The 16,335-nt window shown below is 57.7% G+C and carries 12 protein-coding genes; 4 read left to right on the plus strand and 8 right to left on the minus strand.

The annotated features are described in order from the left end of the window. Positions 1-125: 125 nt before the first annotated feature. From ABLO27_RS09635 to ABLO27_RS09645, 3 genes are all read right to left on the minus strand, one after another. Positions 126-1,499, minus strand: a complete 1,374-nt coding sequence (locus tag ABLO27_RS09635; RefSeq protein WP_353032389.1) for a glutamate--cysteine ligase — start codon at positions 1,497-1,499, stop codon at positions 126-128. A gap of 157 nt (positions 1,500-1,656) precedes the next feature. Continuing rightward, a complete protein-coding gene (locus ABLO27_RS09640; protein ID WP_353032390.1) occupies positions 1,657-3,408 on the minus strand; it encodes an adenylate/guanylate cyclase domain-containing protein in 1,752 nt (583 codons plus the stop codon). Between the two features lie 3 nt (positions 3,409-3,411). Beyond that, positions 3,412-4,170, minus strand: coding sequence for a 16S rRNA (uracil(1498)-N(3))-methyltransferase (locus tag ABLO27_RS09645; RefSeq protein ID WP_353033502.1), 759 nt, complete (start codon positions 4,168-4,170; stop codon positions 3,412-3,414). 222 nt (positions 4,171-4,392) lie between these two features. Between ABLO27_RS09645 and ABLO27_RS09650 the strand changes: the two genes are divergently transcribed. The 3 genes from ABLO27_RS09650 (at position 4,393) to ABLO27_RS09660 (ending at position 8,417) form a co-directional block, all read left to right on the plus strand. Then, complete coding sequence (locus ABLO27_RS09650; RefSeq protein ID WP_353032392.1) at positions 4,393-6,096, plus strand: SulP family inorganic anion transporter; 1,704 nt, start codon at positions 4,393-4,395, stop codon at positions 6,094-6,096. Between the two features lie 49 nt (positions 6,097-6,145). Then, positions 6,146-7,717: an exodeoxyribonuclease VII large subunit gene (gene xseA / locus ABLO27_RS09655; protein ID WP_353032393.1), complete on the plus strand. Its 1,572-nt coding sequence runs from the start codon at positions 6,146-6,148 to the stop codon at positions 7,715-7,717. Between the two features lie 112 nt (positions 7,718-7,829). Further along, positions 7,830-8,417 carry a DUF805 domain-containing protein gene (locus tag ABLO27_RS09660; protein ID WP_353032394.1) on the plus strand — a complete coding sequence of 196 codons (588 nt, stop codon included), beginning with the start codon at positions 7,830-7,832 and terminating at the stop codon, positions 8,415-8,417. 134 nt (positions 8,418-8,551) lie between these two features. Here the strand turns inward: ABLO27_RS09660 and ABLO27_RS09665 are convergent, their stop codons facing one another. From ABLO27_RS09665 to ABLO27_RS09685, 5 genes are all read right to left on the minus strand, one after another. Beyond that, positions 8,552-9,922, minus strand: a complete 1,371-nt coding sequence (locus ABLO27_RS09665) for a TRAP transporter large permease (RefSeq protein WP_353032395.1) — start codon at positions 9,920-9,922, stop codon at positions 8,552-8,554. Continuing rightward, positions 9,919-10,563 (minus strand): TRAP transporter small permease subunit, encoded by a 645-nt coding sequence (locus ABLO27_RS09670; RefSeq protein WP_353032397.1) that lies wholly within the window; start codon positions 10,561-10,563, stop codon positions 9,919-9,921. The genes ABLO27_RS09665 and ABLO27_RS09670 overlap by 4 nt, the downstream gene beginning before the upstream one ends. A gap of 85 nt (positions 10,564-10,648) precedes the next feature. Continuing rightward, the gene (locus ABLO27_RS09675; protein ID WP_353032399.1) at positions 10,649-11,665 is read right to left on the minus strand and encodes a C4-dicarboxylate TRAP transporter substrate-binding protein; all 1,017 of its coding nucleotides are present in this window, start codon (positions 11,663-11,665) and stop codon (positions 10,649-10,651) included. Positions 11,666-11,900: 235 nt separating this feature from the next. Beyond that, entirely contained in the window at positions 11,901-13,298 is a 1,398-nt protein-coding gene (locus ABLO27_RS09680) for a sigma-54-dependent transcriptional regulator (RefSeq protein WP_353032400.1), read from the minus strand. After that, complete coding sequence (locus ABLO27_RS09685) at positions 13,295-15,094, minus strand: sensor histidine kinase (RefSeq protein WP_353032402.1); 1,800 nt, start codon at positions 15,092-15,094, stop codon at positions 13,295-13,297. Before ABLO27_RS09685 ends, ABLO27_RS09680 begins: the two co-directional genes overlap by 4 nt. Before the next feature lie 348 nt (positions 15,095-15,442). Between ABLO27_RS09685 and ABLO27_RS09690 the strand changes: the two genes are divergently transcribed. Then, the gene (locus ABLO27_RS09690; protein ID WP_353032404.1) at positions 15,443-16,276 is read left to right on the plus strand and encodes a universal stress protein; all 834 of its coding nucleotides are present in this window, start codon (positions 15,443-15,445) and stop codon (positions 16,274-16,276) included. Positions 16,277-16,335: the final 59 nt, after the last annotated feature.

The raw sequence follows: 16,335 nt of genomic DNA on the forward strand, positions 1-16,335 counted from the left end.
AGACCTGCCCAAGCCATGAACGTGTCAACCAGAGTGAACTGTTGCGGGCGTCAGGTCAATTCGTACGATCTCTAACCGATGGCCCCCGCCCACAACAAGTTTTCAAGCCTTCCAGGGAAAGCGCCTTAGTAGGCGTATTCCTTGAATACCTGGGTGATATCACCGTTCCAGGAACCGTTGTAGCGCTGGAGAAGAATGTCGGCCGGGCACATGCCGGATGCTAGTCCTTCCTCAATTGGCGCCAGGTGCACACGCTCATCAAGGTCGCCGTCGCTCAACCGGTTGCGACGCTTGAGACCTTCCTGCGCCAGCGAGAGCACTTCCTTGGCAACATCGAGAACGGTTCCCGATCGGAAGGTTGTCTGCAGCGCGGTTTTCGGCACGTCTCTGCGCAGTGCCGCACGCTCTTCCTCCGACCAGTCCTTCACCAGTTCCCAGGCCTGGTCCAGAACGCCGCTGTCGTAAAGCAGTCCGACCCACAAGGCAGGCAAGGCACAAATGCGTCGCCACGGGCCACCATCGGCGCCGCGCATTTCAATGTATTTCTTCAGACGGACATCCGGGAACAGCGTCGACAGGTGATTGTTCCAGTCGCCAAGGCTCGGAGTTGCGTCCGGTACCCTGCCTTCCAGCGCGCCATTCATGAACTGGCGGAACGTCGTGTCCGTGACGTCGTAGTAGGTCGCGCCACGCTTGACGAAATACATCGGCACGTCGAGCGCCCAGTCGACATATCTTTCGAAACCGAACCCGTCTTCGAAAGCAAAGGGCATGTCCCCTGTCCGGTCCGCGTCGGTGTCGGTCCAGATCTGTGCACGGAATGATTTGAAGCCGTTGGGCTTGCCGTCGGTGAAGGGCGAGTTGGCGAAAATCGCTGTTGCAATTGGCTGAAGCGCAAGGCCGATACGCATCTTCCGGATCATGTCCGCTTCGGAGGCAAAATCCAGATTCACCTGAATGGTGGATGTGCGGTACATCATGTCAAGGCCGAGTGAACCGACCTTCGGCATGTAGTTGGTCATGATGTCATAGCGGGACTTGGGCATGCGTGGCATTTCTGCGCGCGTCCAGGTCGGTGCCATGCCGATGCCCAGAAAGCCGATGCCCAGCGGTTCGGCAACCTGACGAACGTGGGCAAGGTGCTGATTGGCTTCACGGCAGGTCTGGTGAAGATTTTCAAGCGGCGCACCGGAAAGTTCGAACTGGCCGCCCGGCTCGATTGAAATCGCGCCACCACCATGATCATCCGCCAATCCGATGATCTTGCCGGCATCTTCAATGCGCTCCCATCCGAGGAGCTTTTCCATGCCGGTCAGAACCGCTTCAACACCGCCCTTTCCCTCATAGGGGACAGGAGTGAATTCGTTCAGGCAGAAACCGAACTTTTCATGTTCGGTCCCAATCCGGAACTGTTCTTCCGGCTTACAGCCTGCTTCAAGCGTTGCGGCCAGATCCGCAACAGTTTCAATCGGTGTGGTATCGACCGTATCGCGGGCCATGAAACCGTCCTAAATTGCTGCGCGGCCCGTCAGTCAAAACGTCGAAACGCCCTACAAACCGCAGTGATCCGGCGCGTTTTACAAAACGCTTTTGAGTTTGCGTGATTTAGGAGTCTTGAAAGCAGAATGCAAGCAAGGAAAACGCTGAACGCACTGTTCACGCAATTCTGAAGACTGTTAACGCTTCTTCCCGCCCGCGAAGATGGACCGGCCCGAGACTTGTGGCGCTGAAACCCTTGGGTAACCGCGACATGGTTTCACCACTTGCAAGTGCAATCACCTTGGCTTCAGGATCCACCTGCTTGCCGTATTCCTGCAGACGTGCAGCGACGTTAACGGCGTCGCCGATCACTGTGTAGTTCATCCTGGCCGCAGACCCGATATCGCCCACCACAACCTTGCCAGTATGAACCCCGATCCTGACCCGCATATCGGCGATCGGTGACTTTTCGATCCGCCCGGCAAGTGTCTTGACCGCCTCGATTGCCATGGCAGCGTGGTCTGGCTGGTCGGACGGCGCCCCCCAGAACGCCATGACGCCGTCACCCAGGAACTTGTCGATTGTGCCATGGCTTTCAACAATCGCCTGTGAAACGGTCTCAAAGTAGTCATTCAGATACGACGCTGTCTCTTCTGCCGACAAATGAGACGCAAGATTTGTAAACCCGGCAAGATCCGCAAAGATGATCGTCATTTCGCGAAGCTCGATGTTGCGAGAACTGGTCATGCCTTCTTCGATCAGACGCGACACCAGTTGCCGGGGAACGTATTTCGCAAAAGCGTTGAGTGCACCGATAGAACCGTTGAAGGCCTGATTGACATCATCAAGCTCCACCAGCCGCGACCTTGGCAAACGTTCCGCCGCGTCGAAATCCAGTTGGCGCAAGTCGGCCGCAGTGTGCGCCAATCGGGCAAGCGGACGGCCAAGCATGCGACCGACCGTGAAGGAAAGAATGGCACCGACGGCCAGCGCAACGATGGCTGCATATAGGACGATGCGTGTCTGATCGAGCGCGGCGCCAAACTGTTCGGCTCTGTACAGAGTGCCGACGATCCATCCCTTTGCCGGTCCTGTCTCCACAGTCGTGAAAATGGCCGTGTACATGCCGTCATTGCCGGGGAAAACCCGCCCGTCGATCTCACCTGCCATATCGTGTGCGCGCTGCTGGTTCTGCCACAACAGGTGCAACGGGGATGCTGTCAGACCGGCCAGATCCGGCAAGGGCTTTTCAGGACTGGCCAGGAAATCGCTTTCAGGAAGACCGTCGATCACGATCGCCTGTTCCCGGCCGGACAGAAGGAAGACCTGCTGACGTCCTTCCCATGTCATTGCTTCGGCAATCGAGACAAAAACGGATTGAGGGTAATAGCCGATCAGGGTCTGGCCATTGCCCAGATCCAGCTCGGCAGCCTTGACGGCGGTTGCGAACCCTTCTTCAAAACGAAACTCCGACCAGGAAACATTCGGCAACTCGTCAGCTGGTTCCTCGCTCATGACCATTCGGCCAAGCTCGAGTTTCACGCCTTCCGGAAGAAGTCTATAGTACGGCTGCAGGTCGGCATCCGCAAATTGCTCTTCCGTTTCCCTGGCATGAACGGCGATCGCCCGATAGAGCTGCTCCTGCTCGCTAAAGAACATGTTCAGAGCGGCCTCGTTGCCGTTCAGGACCGCCAGAGCCTGCTCATCCAGAAGCCGCCCCGCAATCCGGCGGTCCGCTGAAGCCATGTAGATGATGATGATGCCGCAAATAACGACGAGCAAAAGCGAAAAAACCAGTCCTAGGGCAACTCCCACCGGAACCCGGACCGTGCGCTTCGTCGAAACGTGCTCGGCCGCGGCCTTCTCACCAGTAGCGTCCGGTTTTGCGCCTGCTGACCGGCTGTCTGGTGGAAGGATGTCCTGCGCCATAGTCTATTTCCAGTCGCCCACCGTTGCCTGAATAACGGTCAGTGCCGCAACAGCGGCGGTGTCGGCCCTGAGGATACGGGGCCCGAGCGGTATGATCGTAACAAAATCCAGGCTGTGCAACTCCGCGCGCTCTTCTTCCGAGAACCCGCCTTCCGGCCCGATGAGAACCGCCAGAGGCTGAGGCCCGACATCCTTCATCTGCGCAAGCGTCAGCAGCGGATTGTGCGTGCCTTCCGATTCATCACAGAACAGCAAGCGACGGCCGGGCTGTGTCTCGGGCCACACCGCCAAAACGTCCTTGAGAGATTGCGGCGACAGGACCTCCGGAACGGACAACACGCCGCATTGCTCCGCAGCCTCTATGACATTGGCTTCCATACGCTCCAGATTGACCCGGCTGGCCTGAGTGTGCTGTGTCATAACCGGCTTCAGGCTGCCCACCCCCATCTCGACCGCCTTTTGAACCATGTAGTCGAGGCGGGCATGTTTGAGAGGAGCAAACATGTACATCAGGTCGTTTCGTTCGGTCTGCTCACGCGTGCGTTCCATCACAAGCAGAACGCATTCGCGGCGGCTGCTGCTGGAAATCTTGGCAAGCCACTCGCCATCGCTGCCATTGAAAACCAGAACGTAGTCGCCATCCTTCAGCCGCAACACATTCATCAGGTAATTGGCCTGGCTGCGATCAGCGTCGATTCGTGCCCCTTCGGCAAGGACATGCCTTAAAAACAGTCGCTGCATTTTGAACTCGTATTTTCCCATGTCTCGAACGTAGGCGTTCGATTGTGAGGGTTTCAAGGCGGATCGGCGAAAGCGGCAAATGCTTCACATGTTTCGATAATCCCACTCCCTGGCAATGCATGTTGTCTTTTGCCCCTCGATTGCTCACGATAGACTTCAGCGCTTTCAGGTTGCATTCACTTCCTACGATTCATTCGGCGGAAATTTCCTTCACCACTACCGTCACTGCTGCAGGGATAAAGAGTGTCCGGATTGAAACTGAGCAATTGGTGTCTTGCCGGTATCCTGCCCATCTCCAGTGGCCGGGTCGTCCCTGAAATCTTTGCAGGCCTGACGCTCGCTGCAATCGCAATCCCGGAAGTGATGGGTTACACCAAGATTGCCGGGACGCCGGTGATCACGGGGCTTTACACCTTGCTGCTGCCGATGGCGCTCTTTTCGCTGTTCGGTTCATCTCGGCATCTGGTGGTTGGAGCGGATTCAGCGACGGCGGCGATCCTCGCAACGAGTCTGGCCGGGATGGCAGCCACCGGTTCGGCGAATTATCTCGCCCTGGCCGGGTTTCTTGCCTTGATGGTCGGCGTATTGCTGATTGTGGCAAGTGTTGCGCGGATCGGTTTCATGGCGGATTTTCTGTCCCGAACCGTGTTGACCGGATTTCTGACAGGTGTCGGCATTCAGGTGGCCTTGCATTCCCTGTCAGGCATGACGGGAATTACGCTGCCCCATGCGGACGGACTGGAAAGCGTTGCGCGCCTGTTGCCATTGCTTTCTTCGATAAATCTCAAGGCCACCGTTGTTGCCCTTGGTGTTCTGATCATCATATTCGGGCTGAAATTCATTTCGAAGACAATCCCGGGAGCAATTGTCGCCCTGGCGCTGGCAACGATCGCAAGCGGATTCCTCGATCTGAAATCCACACTTTCCGTCGTCGGAAGCGTACCGCATGGCCTACCCGATCTCTCCCTGCCGAAGATCGACTGGTCGCTCAGTCTCATCTGGCAGCTCGGTCCGACCGCGCTTGCCATGCTGATGGTCATCCTGGCGCAAAGCGCAGCAACAGCGCGTGCCTACGCGGCAAAATACGAAGAAAACCTCGACGAAAGCACCGATCTTCGTGCCCTTGGTCTGGCTAATCTCGGTGCCGGTCTGACGGGAACCTTTGTCGTCAACGGCAGCCCCACCAAGAGCCAGATGGTGGAAAGCGCCGGTGGCCGGTCACAGCTCTCCATGCTTGTTACCTCAGCGGTTGTTCTTCTGGTTCTTCTGTTCTTCACCGGCCTGCTGGCGGACTTGCCCGAAGCAGCACTTTCCGCGCTGGTCTTCACCATTGGCGTCGACCTGATCGACCTGAAGGGCCTGAGACAGATCTACCGCACAAGGCGGCCGGAGTTCTGGGTCTCCATGGCGACCATCATCGTGGTGGTTGCCGCCGGTGTCGGCCCGGGCATCGTGCTTGCGATCGTGTTGTCGCTGATCGTGCACACGAGGCACGGGTATCGACCGGTCAATCTTCTGTTGACCAGCGATGCGGCCGGCATCTGGCACGCCAGACCACTGAAATCTCTGGCGCTTGCTGCTTCCGGCGTCATGATCTACCGCTTCACCCACTCCATGTACTACGCCAACGCAGACCGGATGGCCGAGGAAATCAGGAGATTGACGGTTCAACGAAACGAAGGTCTTCGATACTTCTGTGTCGACATATCCTGTGTCGATGACGTCGATTTCACTGCACTTCAGACACTCAAGTCCCTTCAGGCGGAGCTTGCGGAAAAGAATGTCGAACTGCTGTTCGCCCATATGCTGGACGACCCGGGTGCACATAGCCGGTTGCAACTGGTAAAAGCATTCGGAGCAAAAAAGGTTCTGGCAACTATCGAGGAAGTGCTCACTTACACACAAAGCTCTGTAGGCAAGTCCGCTCAGAGCCCGGCCTCCTCTTGACGCCGATTCCCAATATGGCCAGTTTTCCGTAAGACAAAGGGAATCATCAGTGTCCGAATCCAGCTCCAACGTCGCCGAATTTTCCGTCTCCGAAATCTCGTTTTCCATCAAACGCACCATGGAAGACGCCTTCGGATATGTCCGTGTGCGCGGAGAGCTGGGCCGGATCTCGAGACCAGGGTCCGGACACATCTATCTGGACCTGAAAGATGATCGCGCGGTGCTTTCCGGCGTTATCTGGCGCGGCGTGGCCTCCAAGCTGAAAATCCAGCCGGAACAGGGCCTGGAGGTGATCGCGACCGGCAAGATCACCACTTTTCCGGGTCAGTCGAAGTACCAGATGGTCATCGACGCCCTCGAACCTGCCGGTGCCGGCGCGCTGATGGCGCTTTTGGAAGAGCGCAAGAAGAAGCTCGCCGCCGAGGGCTTGTTTGCCGAAGAGCGCAAGAGACGTCTGCCGCCCATGCCCAAGGTGATCGGTGTGGTCACCTCGCCGACGGGGGCGGTCATCCGGGACATCCTGCACCGCATATCCGACCGGTTCCCGATCCATGTTCTGGTGTGGCCGGTCCGCGTCCAGGGCGAAACCTCAGGTGCTGAAGTTGCCAACGGCATACGCGGCTTCAACGCCTTGCCGGCGGATGGTCCGATCCCGAGGCCGGATCTTCTGATTGTTGCCCGGGGTGGCGGCAGCATTGAAGACCTCTGGGGGTTCAATGAGGAGGCTGTTGTCCGCGCCGCCGCAGAGAGCCAGATCCCGCTGATCTCGGCTGTTGGCCACGAAACCGACTGGACGCTTATTGACCTTGCCGCCGATCTCAGGGCGCCAACTCCGACAGGCGCTGCCGAAATCGCCGTGCCGGTGAAGGCAGAACTGATGGCGATGGTCGATGACCGGTCCCGGCGATTAAACTCCGGTCTGGTGCGTTTTGTCACCGGACGGCGGACGGAACTCCGGGCCGCCAGCGCTGCATTGCCTGCTCCTCGGGACCTTCTTGCCTTGCCGCGCCAGCGGTTTGACACTGCCGCAAACAGCCTGGAACGCGGGTTGATCATCAATACCAAGCACCACCGCACATCCTTCCAGAACGCTTCCGGCCGGCTGTCTCCAATTCTGCTCACCCGGCTCAGCTCGAAAGCCCGGCAGGATCTGACTGCTGTCAGTGACCGGCAGCAAAGAGCACTGCAAGTGGCGGTCAGCCAGAAACGGCAGGCCTACGGCGCTCTGGCATCACGGCTTACCCCTACCCGCCTCACCCAGCAGGCTGTACTCGGCAAGGAACGGCTCACAGGACTGGCCGACCGGCTTGACCGGGCTTACCTGTCGCGCCTCACGCATGAAAATGCACGCCTGGATGGCCTTCAGAAACTTCTCAAATCCCTTTCCTACAAGGACGTTCTGGCCCGCGGATACGCGGTTGTGCGCGATGACAACGGTCAACCGATCCGTTCGGCAGCTTCCGTTGTTTCCGGAGCAGCACTTTCCATTGAGCTGGCAGACGGAACCGTGGAGGCCGTTGCCATGAGCGACAGTGCTGCCCCCAAGCCGAAGAAGACGAAACCCAAGAAAACCAGCAACCCTGCACCGACCGCTCCGGAAGATCAGGGTAACCTTTTCTAAAATTTGAATGGTTTCATACGCCGTTTTTTGACCTACTTGCTTTCCGCAATCTTAAGACACCTGCCCTAACGTCAAATTCAGTTTTGAAAAATGTGTCCGGGGCGTTTGGAACATGCAGCGAAAGCAATTTGGCAAGCGGGGTCTTGCTCAGCAGAGCGTACCGCAGATGGGCCAGAGGCAATCCGCATACTCAGCCGAGTTGGCGATGCCAGCATATGCGGCTGCCGGCGGCGGTTCCGTCTCCTACGAACAGGAAGAAACATTCTCGATTGCCAAAGTGTTCGGCTTCGCCTTCGACCTGTTTTTCAGTTTCAAGGGGCGTATCGGCCGGGCTCAATACTGGACGGTCGGCATGGTCCGTTTTGTGTTGACGGTTGCCGTGGTTGTTTCATTTGCGCTCCGGCTACCGTACGGAGCAATGGAACTGACCGAGGAAGAAATCGTAAGAGCGCTGTTTACAACCCAAAGCGGACTGATCCATCTGGCGATCTTTGCTGTCCTGATGCTTTCATATTGGTCGCTGGAAGTCAGACGGAGCCACGACAGGGGCAAGTCGGGGCTCTACCTCCTCATCATGTTCATTCCGATTATCGGCTCTATCTACGCTCTTTACATCTTTGCCGTGAACGGGTTCGTTGCAGGCACCCGAGGACCGAACCAGTTCGATAGCGTCCACAGCCAAGCGCAGATTTTTGATTGATCGCCATTCGGGATAACGGCATTTCTGTACCTGTCGGGAAATGCCGAAAAAACGCCACCGGAATTCATTCCGGTGGCGTTCTTTGTTTCAGGTCCTGGTCTGGACGAGAGCTTGCCCCGCCTGCTTCATGCCCTCTATCCCATCAGAGAGGGCAGGATCGTGATGATCGACGGGAAAGCCAGAAGACCGGCAATCGTCAGAACATCCGCCACAAAGAACGGGATGCATCCGCGGAAGACTTCCTGAACCGGAATGTCGGGACGCACACCGGAGACCACGAAACAGTTCAGTCCTATCGGTGGCGTGATCAGACAGAGCTCCGCCATCTTGACCACCAGAATTCCGAACCAGATTGCGCAGGCCTCGCCCGACATGCCGAAGGCACTGTCAGCGGCAGAAACACCTTCGCCACCATTCAGGGCAATGACCGCCGGATAGACGACCGGCAATGTCAGGATCAGCATGCCGATGGCATCCATGAACATGCCAAGCACCGCATAGGCGAGCAGGATGCAGATCATCACCACCCAGGGCGAGAACTCCAGACCGACAATGAAGTCCTTGAAGGCGTCGGGAAGCCCGGCAAAGCCCAGGAACCTCACATAGACCAGAACACCCCAGATCAAGGTGAAGATCATGACGGTGAGCTTGGCCGTTTCATGCAGCGCCTGGCCAAGCTGTTTGGTCTTCATGCCCTTGGCGAACGCGACGACAAGCACAACGAAGGCTCCGAGAGAACCAGCCTCGGTCGGGGTCGCCAATCCGAAAAAGAATGAGCAGAAGATGATTGCCACGACGGCAATGATCGGCAACGTGCCCGGCACGCTTTCGATCCGCTCCATCCACGTATAGCCCTTGACCGGGGGAGCATCGCCGCGCCAGGCGGACACGGCGACAATAATGCCGACATAGATCAACGCCGAGAAAACACCCGGCAGGAACCCGGCAATCAGCAGCTTGCCGACGGATTGCTCCACCAGAATCGCGTAGATCACCAGGATGGCGGACGGCGGGATCAGCGAAGCCAGCGTCCCGCCCGCAGCCACGACAGCAGCGGAAAGGCGCTTGGAATACCCCGCGTTGAGCATTTCCGGGATGGCAACACGTGCAAACACGGCTGCAGTGGCAACGGACGCTCCCGAGACTGCCGCAAATCCGGCCGTGGAGAACACGGTTCCGACCGCCATGCCGCCCGGCAGCCAGCCGAGCCAGCGCTTGGCTGCCTCGAAAAGCTGTTTGGTGAAGCCCGCGTAGAAGGCCAGGAAGCCGATCAGAATGAATGTCGGTAGAACCGAAAGGGCATAGGTCACCGATTTCGAGTGCGGGATAGTGCCCGCCATTTTCAGCGCAACAAAGAAGCCACGCTCAAAACCCATCTTCATGGAAAAGTGGATAATCAGGCCGACAAGGCCGGTAAAGGCAGCCGCGAAAGCGACCCGGACACCCAGAACGACAAGGACCAGCAGAACACCGGTCATCAGGAGGCCAACTTCAAACGGGGTCATTTGGTCCCTCCTTCCGCTGCTTCTTCGCCAAAGGCTTCTTCGATCTCGTGCTGGGCAACTTCCTCGACATTCTCGATCACCGGCACGGCCACCGGTGCGCGCGACGGATCAGCAACAAGGCGCGCGTAGCCGTAGATCTGCATCAGGAGGCGTAGGAACAGGAGGCTGAGGGCAACCGGAACCATCAATTTGGATGGCCAGGTCGGCAGGCGGATGTCCATGGTGCTGTCACCGATGTTCCACGACCTGTCGAAGTGGAACCAGGATCCCCAGATCAGCAATGCGACTGTGAAGGCAATCAGGATGACCCCGATCATCTCGCAGATGTAGAGCGATCGGCCATGAAGTTTGCCGAGAACAATCTCCATCCGGATATGTCCGCCGACACGCTGGCAATACGCAACACCAGCGAATGCGAAAATCGCCATGGCCTGTTCGGTAATGTCGATAAAGCCGGGAATTGGGGTGTTGAAGAAAAGACGCCCAAAAACCTGGGCAACCGCCAGCAGCATCAAGGCCAGGATGGAGAATGCGGCGAACATGTTGAAGGCGTTTTCGACATGGCCAAGCCAGCCGTCAAAGCGGATATAGGTGGTCGGTCGTTCCGTGCCGGAACGTCCGCCGGTATCTGATGTCATCATGAGTGTCAGCCCCGAGCAGGGCCTTCTGGCACAATGCAAACGCACACGCGCCAGAAGGCATTAAGGTCAAGCAAGCTGTAAGGGCTTATTGCGCGATGGTCTGCTTGACCATGTCGAGCAGTTCCTGAGCAGGAAGACCGTTTGCAGTCTGCTCTTCAATCCACGCGTCGTGGATCGGGCCCGCTTTTGCCGCGAATGCGGACAGTTCTTCGTCAGAGAACTCAACCTGCTGGACGCCGCGGCTTTCCAGCTCAGGCCACCACTTGTCGTAAACCTTGGCATAGGTTTCGAGGTAGTGCGCAAGCGCCGGATCGACGGATTCGTCAAGAGCGGCCTTGAAGTCATCGGGAAGCGCTGCATAAGCGTCGGTGTTGACCACGATCGGGCAGTGAACAGTGCCCGGGTTCAGGTTCTTGGTCCACCAGTCGGCAACTTCCACCACCTTGAAGGCAAGGTGAGCATGCGGAGCAAAACCAGCCGCCTGAACGGTTCCGGAATCAATTGCCTGATAGGTTTCGGATGCTGTCACCGATGTCGGAACGGCACCAACCGCATTCATCAGCTTGCCGAGGCCACCCAGCGCACGCACGCGCATACCGTCGAAATCGGAAATCGATGCCGGAGCATCGCCCTTGCCGGCAAAGTTGTACTGCGGCATTGGAGAAGGCATCAGCAGTTTCGCGTTCCAGCGACCGAGGTCTTTCTGAACGGCCGGATGTTCATAAAGTGCCTTGGAGACCTTCACTTCGGTTTCCAAGTCGTTGACGCCCAGGAACGGCAGTTCCAGAACCGTCAGGGTCGGGTTCTTGTCAGCATGGTAGGAAGCGCAGAACTGAGCCATTTCGAACGCGCCGAATGAAATGCCGTCGAGATTCTCGCGAGATTTGGAAAGCGCGCCACCATAGTGCAGTTTGATTTCGAACTTGCCGTCCGTCTTCGCAGACACTTCTTCGGCTAGCTTCTCAACATGTTCGGTGAACGCCCGGCGCTTGCCCCAAAGCGAAACGTTCCAGGTTACGTCGGCGGCAAATGTTTCGGTAGCAAATACAAGCGACAGCGCAGCCGCAGAGACCGCGGTTGCGGACTTGAGTGAAAAGAGCATGCAATCCTCCCAGATCATTTTAGCCCCATTCCCTGGCCACTCAGTCTGAACGCATATCGCGGAACAGACCCGAGCCAAGTCGCGGGACCTCAAGCATGACCCGTGCCAGATTGCGTTGACAACAGCTGAATGAGAGAATTTTGCGCTTCCCAATGCCGCATCCTGCCGATGCTGCAGCGCATCTCGGCAAGATCTTGCCGATCCTGAAACCACATCGGCGGATTCTCGCCGACGATCAGTCTTCTGACGACTCCGGTGTTCCTGCCAATTCCCGGCTCAGGCCGTGTCTGGTCATCTTTTCATTCAACGTGCGTCTGGGAAGGTTGAGCTCCCTCATCACTTCCGCAATGTGTCCGCCATGACGGCGCAGTGCCCCTTCAATGAGGCTGCGTTCGTATGCGTCCATCAGTTCCTTCAGACCGCCATCTACCGGCTTCGCAGTTGTGTTTCCATGTCCGGTCACCAGTGCTTCCAGAGGCTGCGGGTTTACGCCTGCATTCAGAACGAAGCGTTCGGCTGCATTGCGCAGTTCGCGAACGTTTCCGGGCCAGGAATAGGTCTGCAGGAAAGCTTCGTCCCGAGCCGATGTTGCCGGACTGTCCATTCCGTACTGAACGGCAAACCTGTTCATGAAAGTATCAAACAACAGCAGACTGTCGCGACCGCGTTCACGCAGTGGAGGCACCGTGAGTTCAATCGTGTTCAACCGAAACAACAGATCCTCACGCAGCCTTCCTGACCTGACAGCCTCTCTCGGATCCATGTTCGCCGCGCTGATCAGGCGGATATCGACATCGACCGGCCGGGTTCCACCGATCCGGTCGACCTTCTTTTCCTGCAGCACGCGCAAGAGTTTGGGTTGCAGGCCGAGGGGCATGGACACGATCTCATCGAGAAACAGGACGCCGCCATTTGCGGCCTCGATCCGGCCGACGCGCTGGCGGTCCGCCCCGGTGAATGCACCGGCTTCATGGCCGAAGAGTTCTGCCTCGACCATTGTTTCGGGAAGGGCCGCCGCGTTGATCGCGGCAAACGGCCCGTCCTTGCGATGACTGAAATCATGCAGAGCCTGCGCAATCACTTCCTTGCCGGTTCCTGTTTCGCCGGTAATCAGAACAGCCGCATCCGTTGCGGCAAAATGCAGGATCTGCTGACGAAGTGTCTGCATGGCGGGGCTATTGCCGATCAAACGGCTTTCCAGACCGGCGCTTTCTGAAAGTTGCGACTTCAGGGCCCGGTTTTCCATAACCAGTGCGCGCTTGTCGCATGCACGGCGAACAACCTCGGCGATATGGTCCGGGTCGAATGGCTTTTCGACGAAATCATAGGCCCCGGCACGCATTGCTTCGACCGCCATCGGTACGTCGCCATGACCGGTGATCAGGATGACAGGCAGGTCACGGTCCAGCTCACCTATGCGGCGCAACAGCGACACGCCGTCCTCGCCTTCCAGCATCACGTCCGATACGACGCAACCTTCAAAACCGGCGGAGAGATTTGCCATGGCCTCGTCCGCCGTTGCTACTTCCCGCGTGGCAAAACCGGCAAGCCGTATCCACTGCCGAAGTGCTGCCCGCATGGATGGATCGTCATCGACGATCAATACAGGGGTCTTGTCCAAGGGTTCGGTCATTCGGCGGCTTCGGGTTCCTGTCTGTGGTCCTGTTTGCGCTCGGCGGCTTCGCCGGACAAGGCCGGCAGGGATAGTTGGAACAGAGCTCCTTTAGGCGTGTTCGCCTTGACTGACAAGCTGCCGCCAAGGTCCTCAGCCAGGCGCATGGAAATCGCCAGACCCAACCCCATTCCGCCGGAACTGGTCTTGGTTGAAAAGAACGGATCGAAAATGCGCTCACGCAGATCATCCGGGATTCCGGGACCGTTGTCGGAAATTTCCAGCAATGCCTGGTTCCCGGCTAGCCCGGCTACCAGCAGCACTTCACCTCTTTCCTCAGAGGCGGCTGCATCTGCGCCGTTCCTGAGCAGGTTAACGAGGATCTGCTCGACCCGCAGAGGTGCCGTCTCCACTTCAAGGGGCTGATCGGGCAGCTGGAGCTTGAGGCAAACACCGGTTTCCTCGAACCTTGGCCGGACGATTTTTTCCGCCGTGCGGATGCTCTCACGAAGATCGATGTTCTCAATCCTGCTTTCGCCGGGCCGCGCGAACCGCTTCAACTCCTGGGTCAGGCTGGCCATGCGCATTTGCAGGGAATCGATCTCGTTGAGATTTTCCGACGCGGTCCGCGTGTCGCCTTTTTCAAGAAACTTGCGCGTTCCGGCAACGAACATCCTGAGCGCCGAGAGTGGCTGGCTGAGTTCGTGAACGACGGCAGCCGACATTTCGCCGACCGCTGCCAGTCTGTTGGATCGTGCAAGGCCCCTCTGGGCCTCCAGAAGCTCGCTCTCCACCCTGCGGCGTTCCTGAATTTCTCCAACCAGGCGCGTGTTCAGCTCCTTGAGGTCAGCCGATTCCTGACGCAACTGAACCGAAGTCTTGCGCAACCTGCGACCACGCAGCACCAACACGATGACCAGGTAAATCAGGCAAAGCGTGATGGTCGCCGCCCATATCGGCAGAACGCTCTTGCGGGTTTCTTCCACGGGTACCAGAAAATGCAGGGTCCACCCCAGCAGACCGACATCAGCTGAGTTGTGACGAAACGCTTTGCCGTCGATCGTCACCAGATCCTTTGTGTGCAGGGACTGTTCACCGACCGGCTCCAGGCTCTGTCCGCCATATTGCCGTGTGGCGCTGATTGTCTGCCGGATTTCCTCCGGCAGTCTGGCAAGTGTGCTGTAGCGCCACTCGGGATGGCTTGAAAGAAAGATCACGCCGTTTGCGTCAGAAGCAAAAACGGTCTCCCCGCCTTCCGCCCACGCCTCTTCAAGGGGGCGCATATCTACCTTGACCACAGCCACACCAAGAGGTCGTCCGGATACGGGCGTTGGCCGGGCCAGAAACAATCCGGGTTCGCCAAGCGTTGCACCAATTGCGAAAAACTGACCTTCCTCACCGTTGATGGCCGACTTGAAATAGGGACGGAAACCATAGTTGCGGCCGACGAGAGACAAGGGATCCTGCCAGTTGCTCGCTGCCAGCGTGGTTCCTTCAGCGTTCATCACATAAAGAAGATCGGCTCCGGAATTCTCCGCCATTTCTTCAAGAAAACGGTTGGCGCTTTCCACCGGCTGGCCGAGCCCGAGTGCCGAGGTGGCTCTCGGGTCCCTGGCGATCATATAGGGAAGATACCGGTACTTTTGATACTCGCCCAGAATCGTCTGACGATAGAGCGTCAGGCGTTCGGCAGCCTTGCGGTCGACGCTGTCCTCATCCAGATCCATGAAGAGCTCGACCAGCACGAAAGCCGCGACCACCATGAGAAGTGGCGGCAGCGCGAGATAGAGCCAGCGATTGGAACGTTTTTCGGTCATCGTGTTCCGTTTGACGAGGTCCTTTTCATTCGGACCTTTTGTTCACAGTGTCGTGGACTTGCTCTGTTATTGCGTATTTTTCTAGCCATCGCCAGCAATCGACTTTTGCGGGGATTTGAATTGATACGCGTCAAGGACGCCAGCAATGCGTGTTATGTAGAATTTTGACAAGGGCGGACTCTCGACATCCAGAGCCGATCCGGTTTTGAATGCTGAGACAAATTTGCCTGCGTTTGTAAAACGATAGAGCGGAATGCTCCGGTCTGACCGATCAAGGTTGCGACTCAGATCGATTGGATGCTGCTCTAGATTGGTTCGATGCAATGTTGCCGCCCTTAGGAGGGATACATGCCTATTAAAGATATTCTGACCGTCCTTAATCTTGCCGGGGATCAGCCCGCAGCGAAATACGCACTGGAATTCGGCCGCAACTACGATGCGCATGTCACCGGACTGGCGGTATCTTTCGAACCGGTCGTCCCCGCCTTTGCGGCCGCCCCCATGCCTGTCGACTATCTGCAGGCCGCGCACGATCAGGCAGTTGCGGCAGCCAACGAAGCCAAGAAAGAGTTTGACGAGCTCGCCCGCCTCGCAGCCGTCAACAGCGAGAGCCGGCTGGCCGAAATCCTCACTGGCGGCCCACTCGAAAACGTGCTTGTCCATTGCCGCCCGACCGACCTGGTCGTGATTGGCCAGTCCAATCCGGACCAGCCGGAGCCGATGCGTGAATTGCTGATCGAAACGATCCTGTTTGAGAGCGGTGTTCCGGTTCTGCTGGTGCCTTATATCGGCAGCACCGCCTTCCAGCCGCAGAACGTCCTTGTCGGATGGGATGGCAGCTCCACTGCTACCCGTGCGATTCATGCGGCCCTACCGGTTCTGGAAAAGGCAGCCAACATCACAGTTCTGGTGGTTGAGAAGAAATCTTCCCGCGAAAACGGGCAGCCCGGTGCCGAAGTCGCGAACTATCTGGCCCGCCACAACATGAACGTGACGATTGAAGTCATAACCAATCCGCAGACCGGTATCGGCGACACGGTGCTCAATTACGTCTCCGATAACGGCAACGATCTCGTGGTCATGGGTGGCTATGGCCATAGCCGCATGCGCGAGTTTCTGTTTGGCGGTGCGACCAAGGAAATTCTGGAAGCCATGACCGTACCGGTCCTGATGGCTCACTAAGGACTTCCGGCGTGAACAGCACCCGCGGGCCGGACGTCTGGTCCGCGGGTATTTTTGTC

The sequence above is a fragment of the Roseibium sp. SCP15 genome (assembly GCF_040329435.1).
Lineage (GTDB): Bacteria > Pseudomonadota > Alphaproteobacteria > Rhizobiales > Stappiaceae > Roseibium.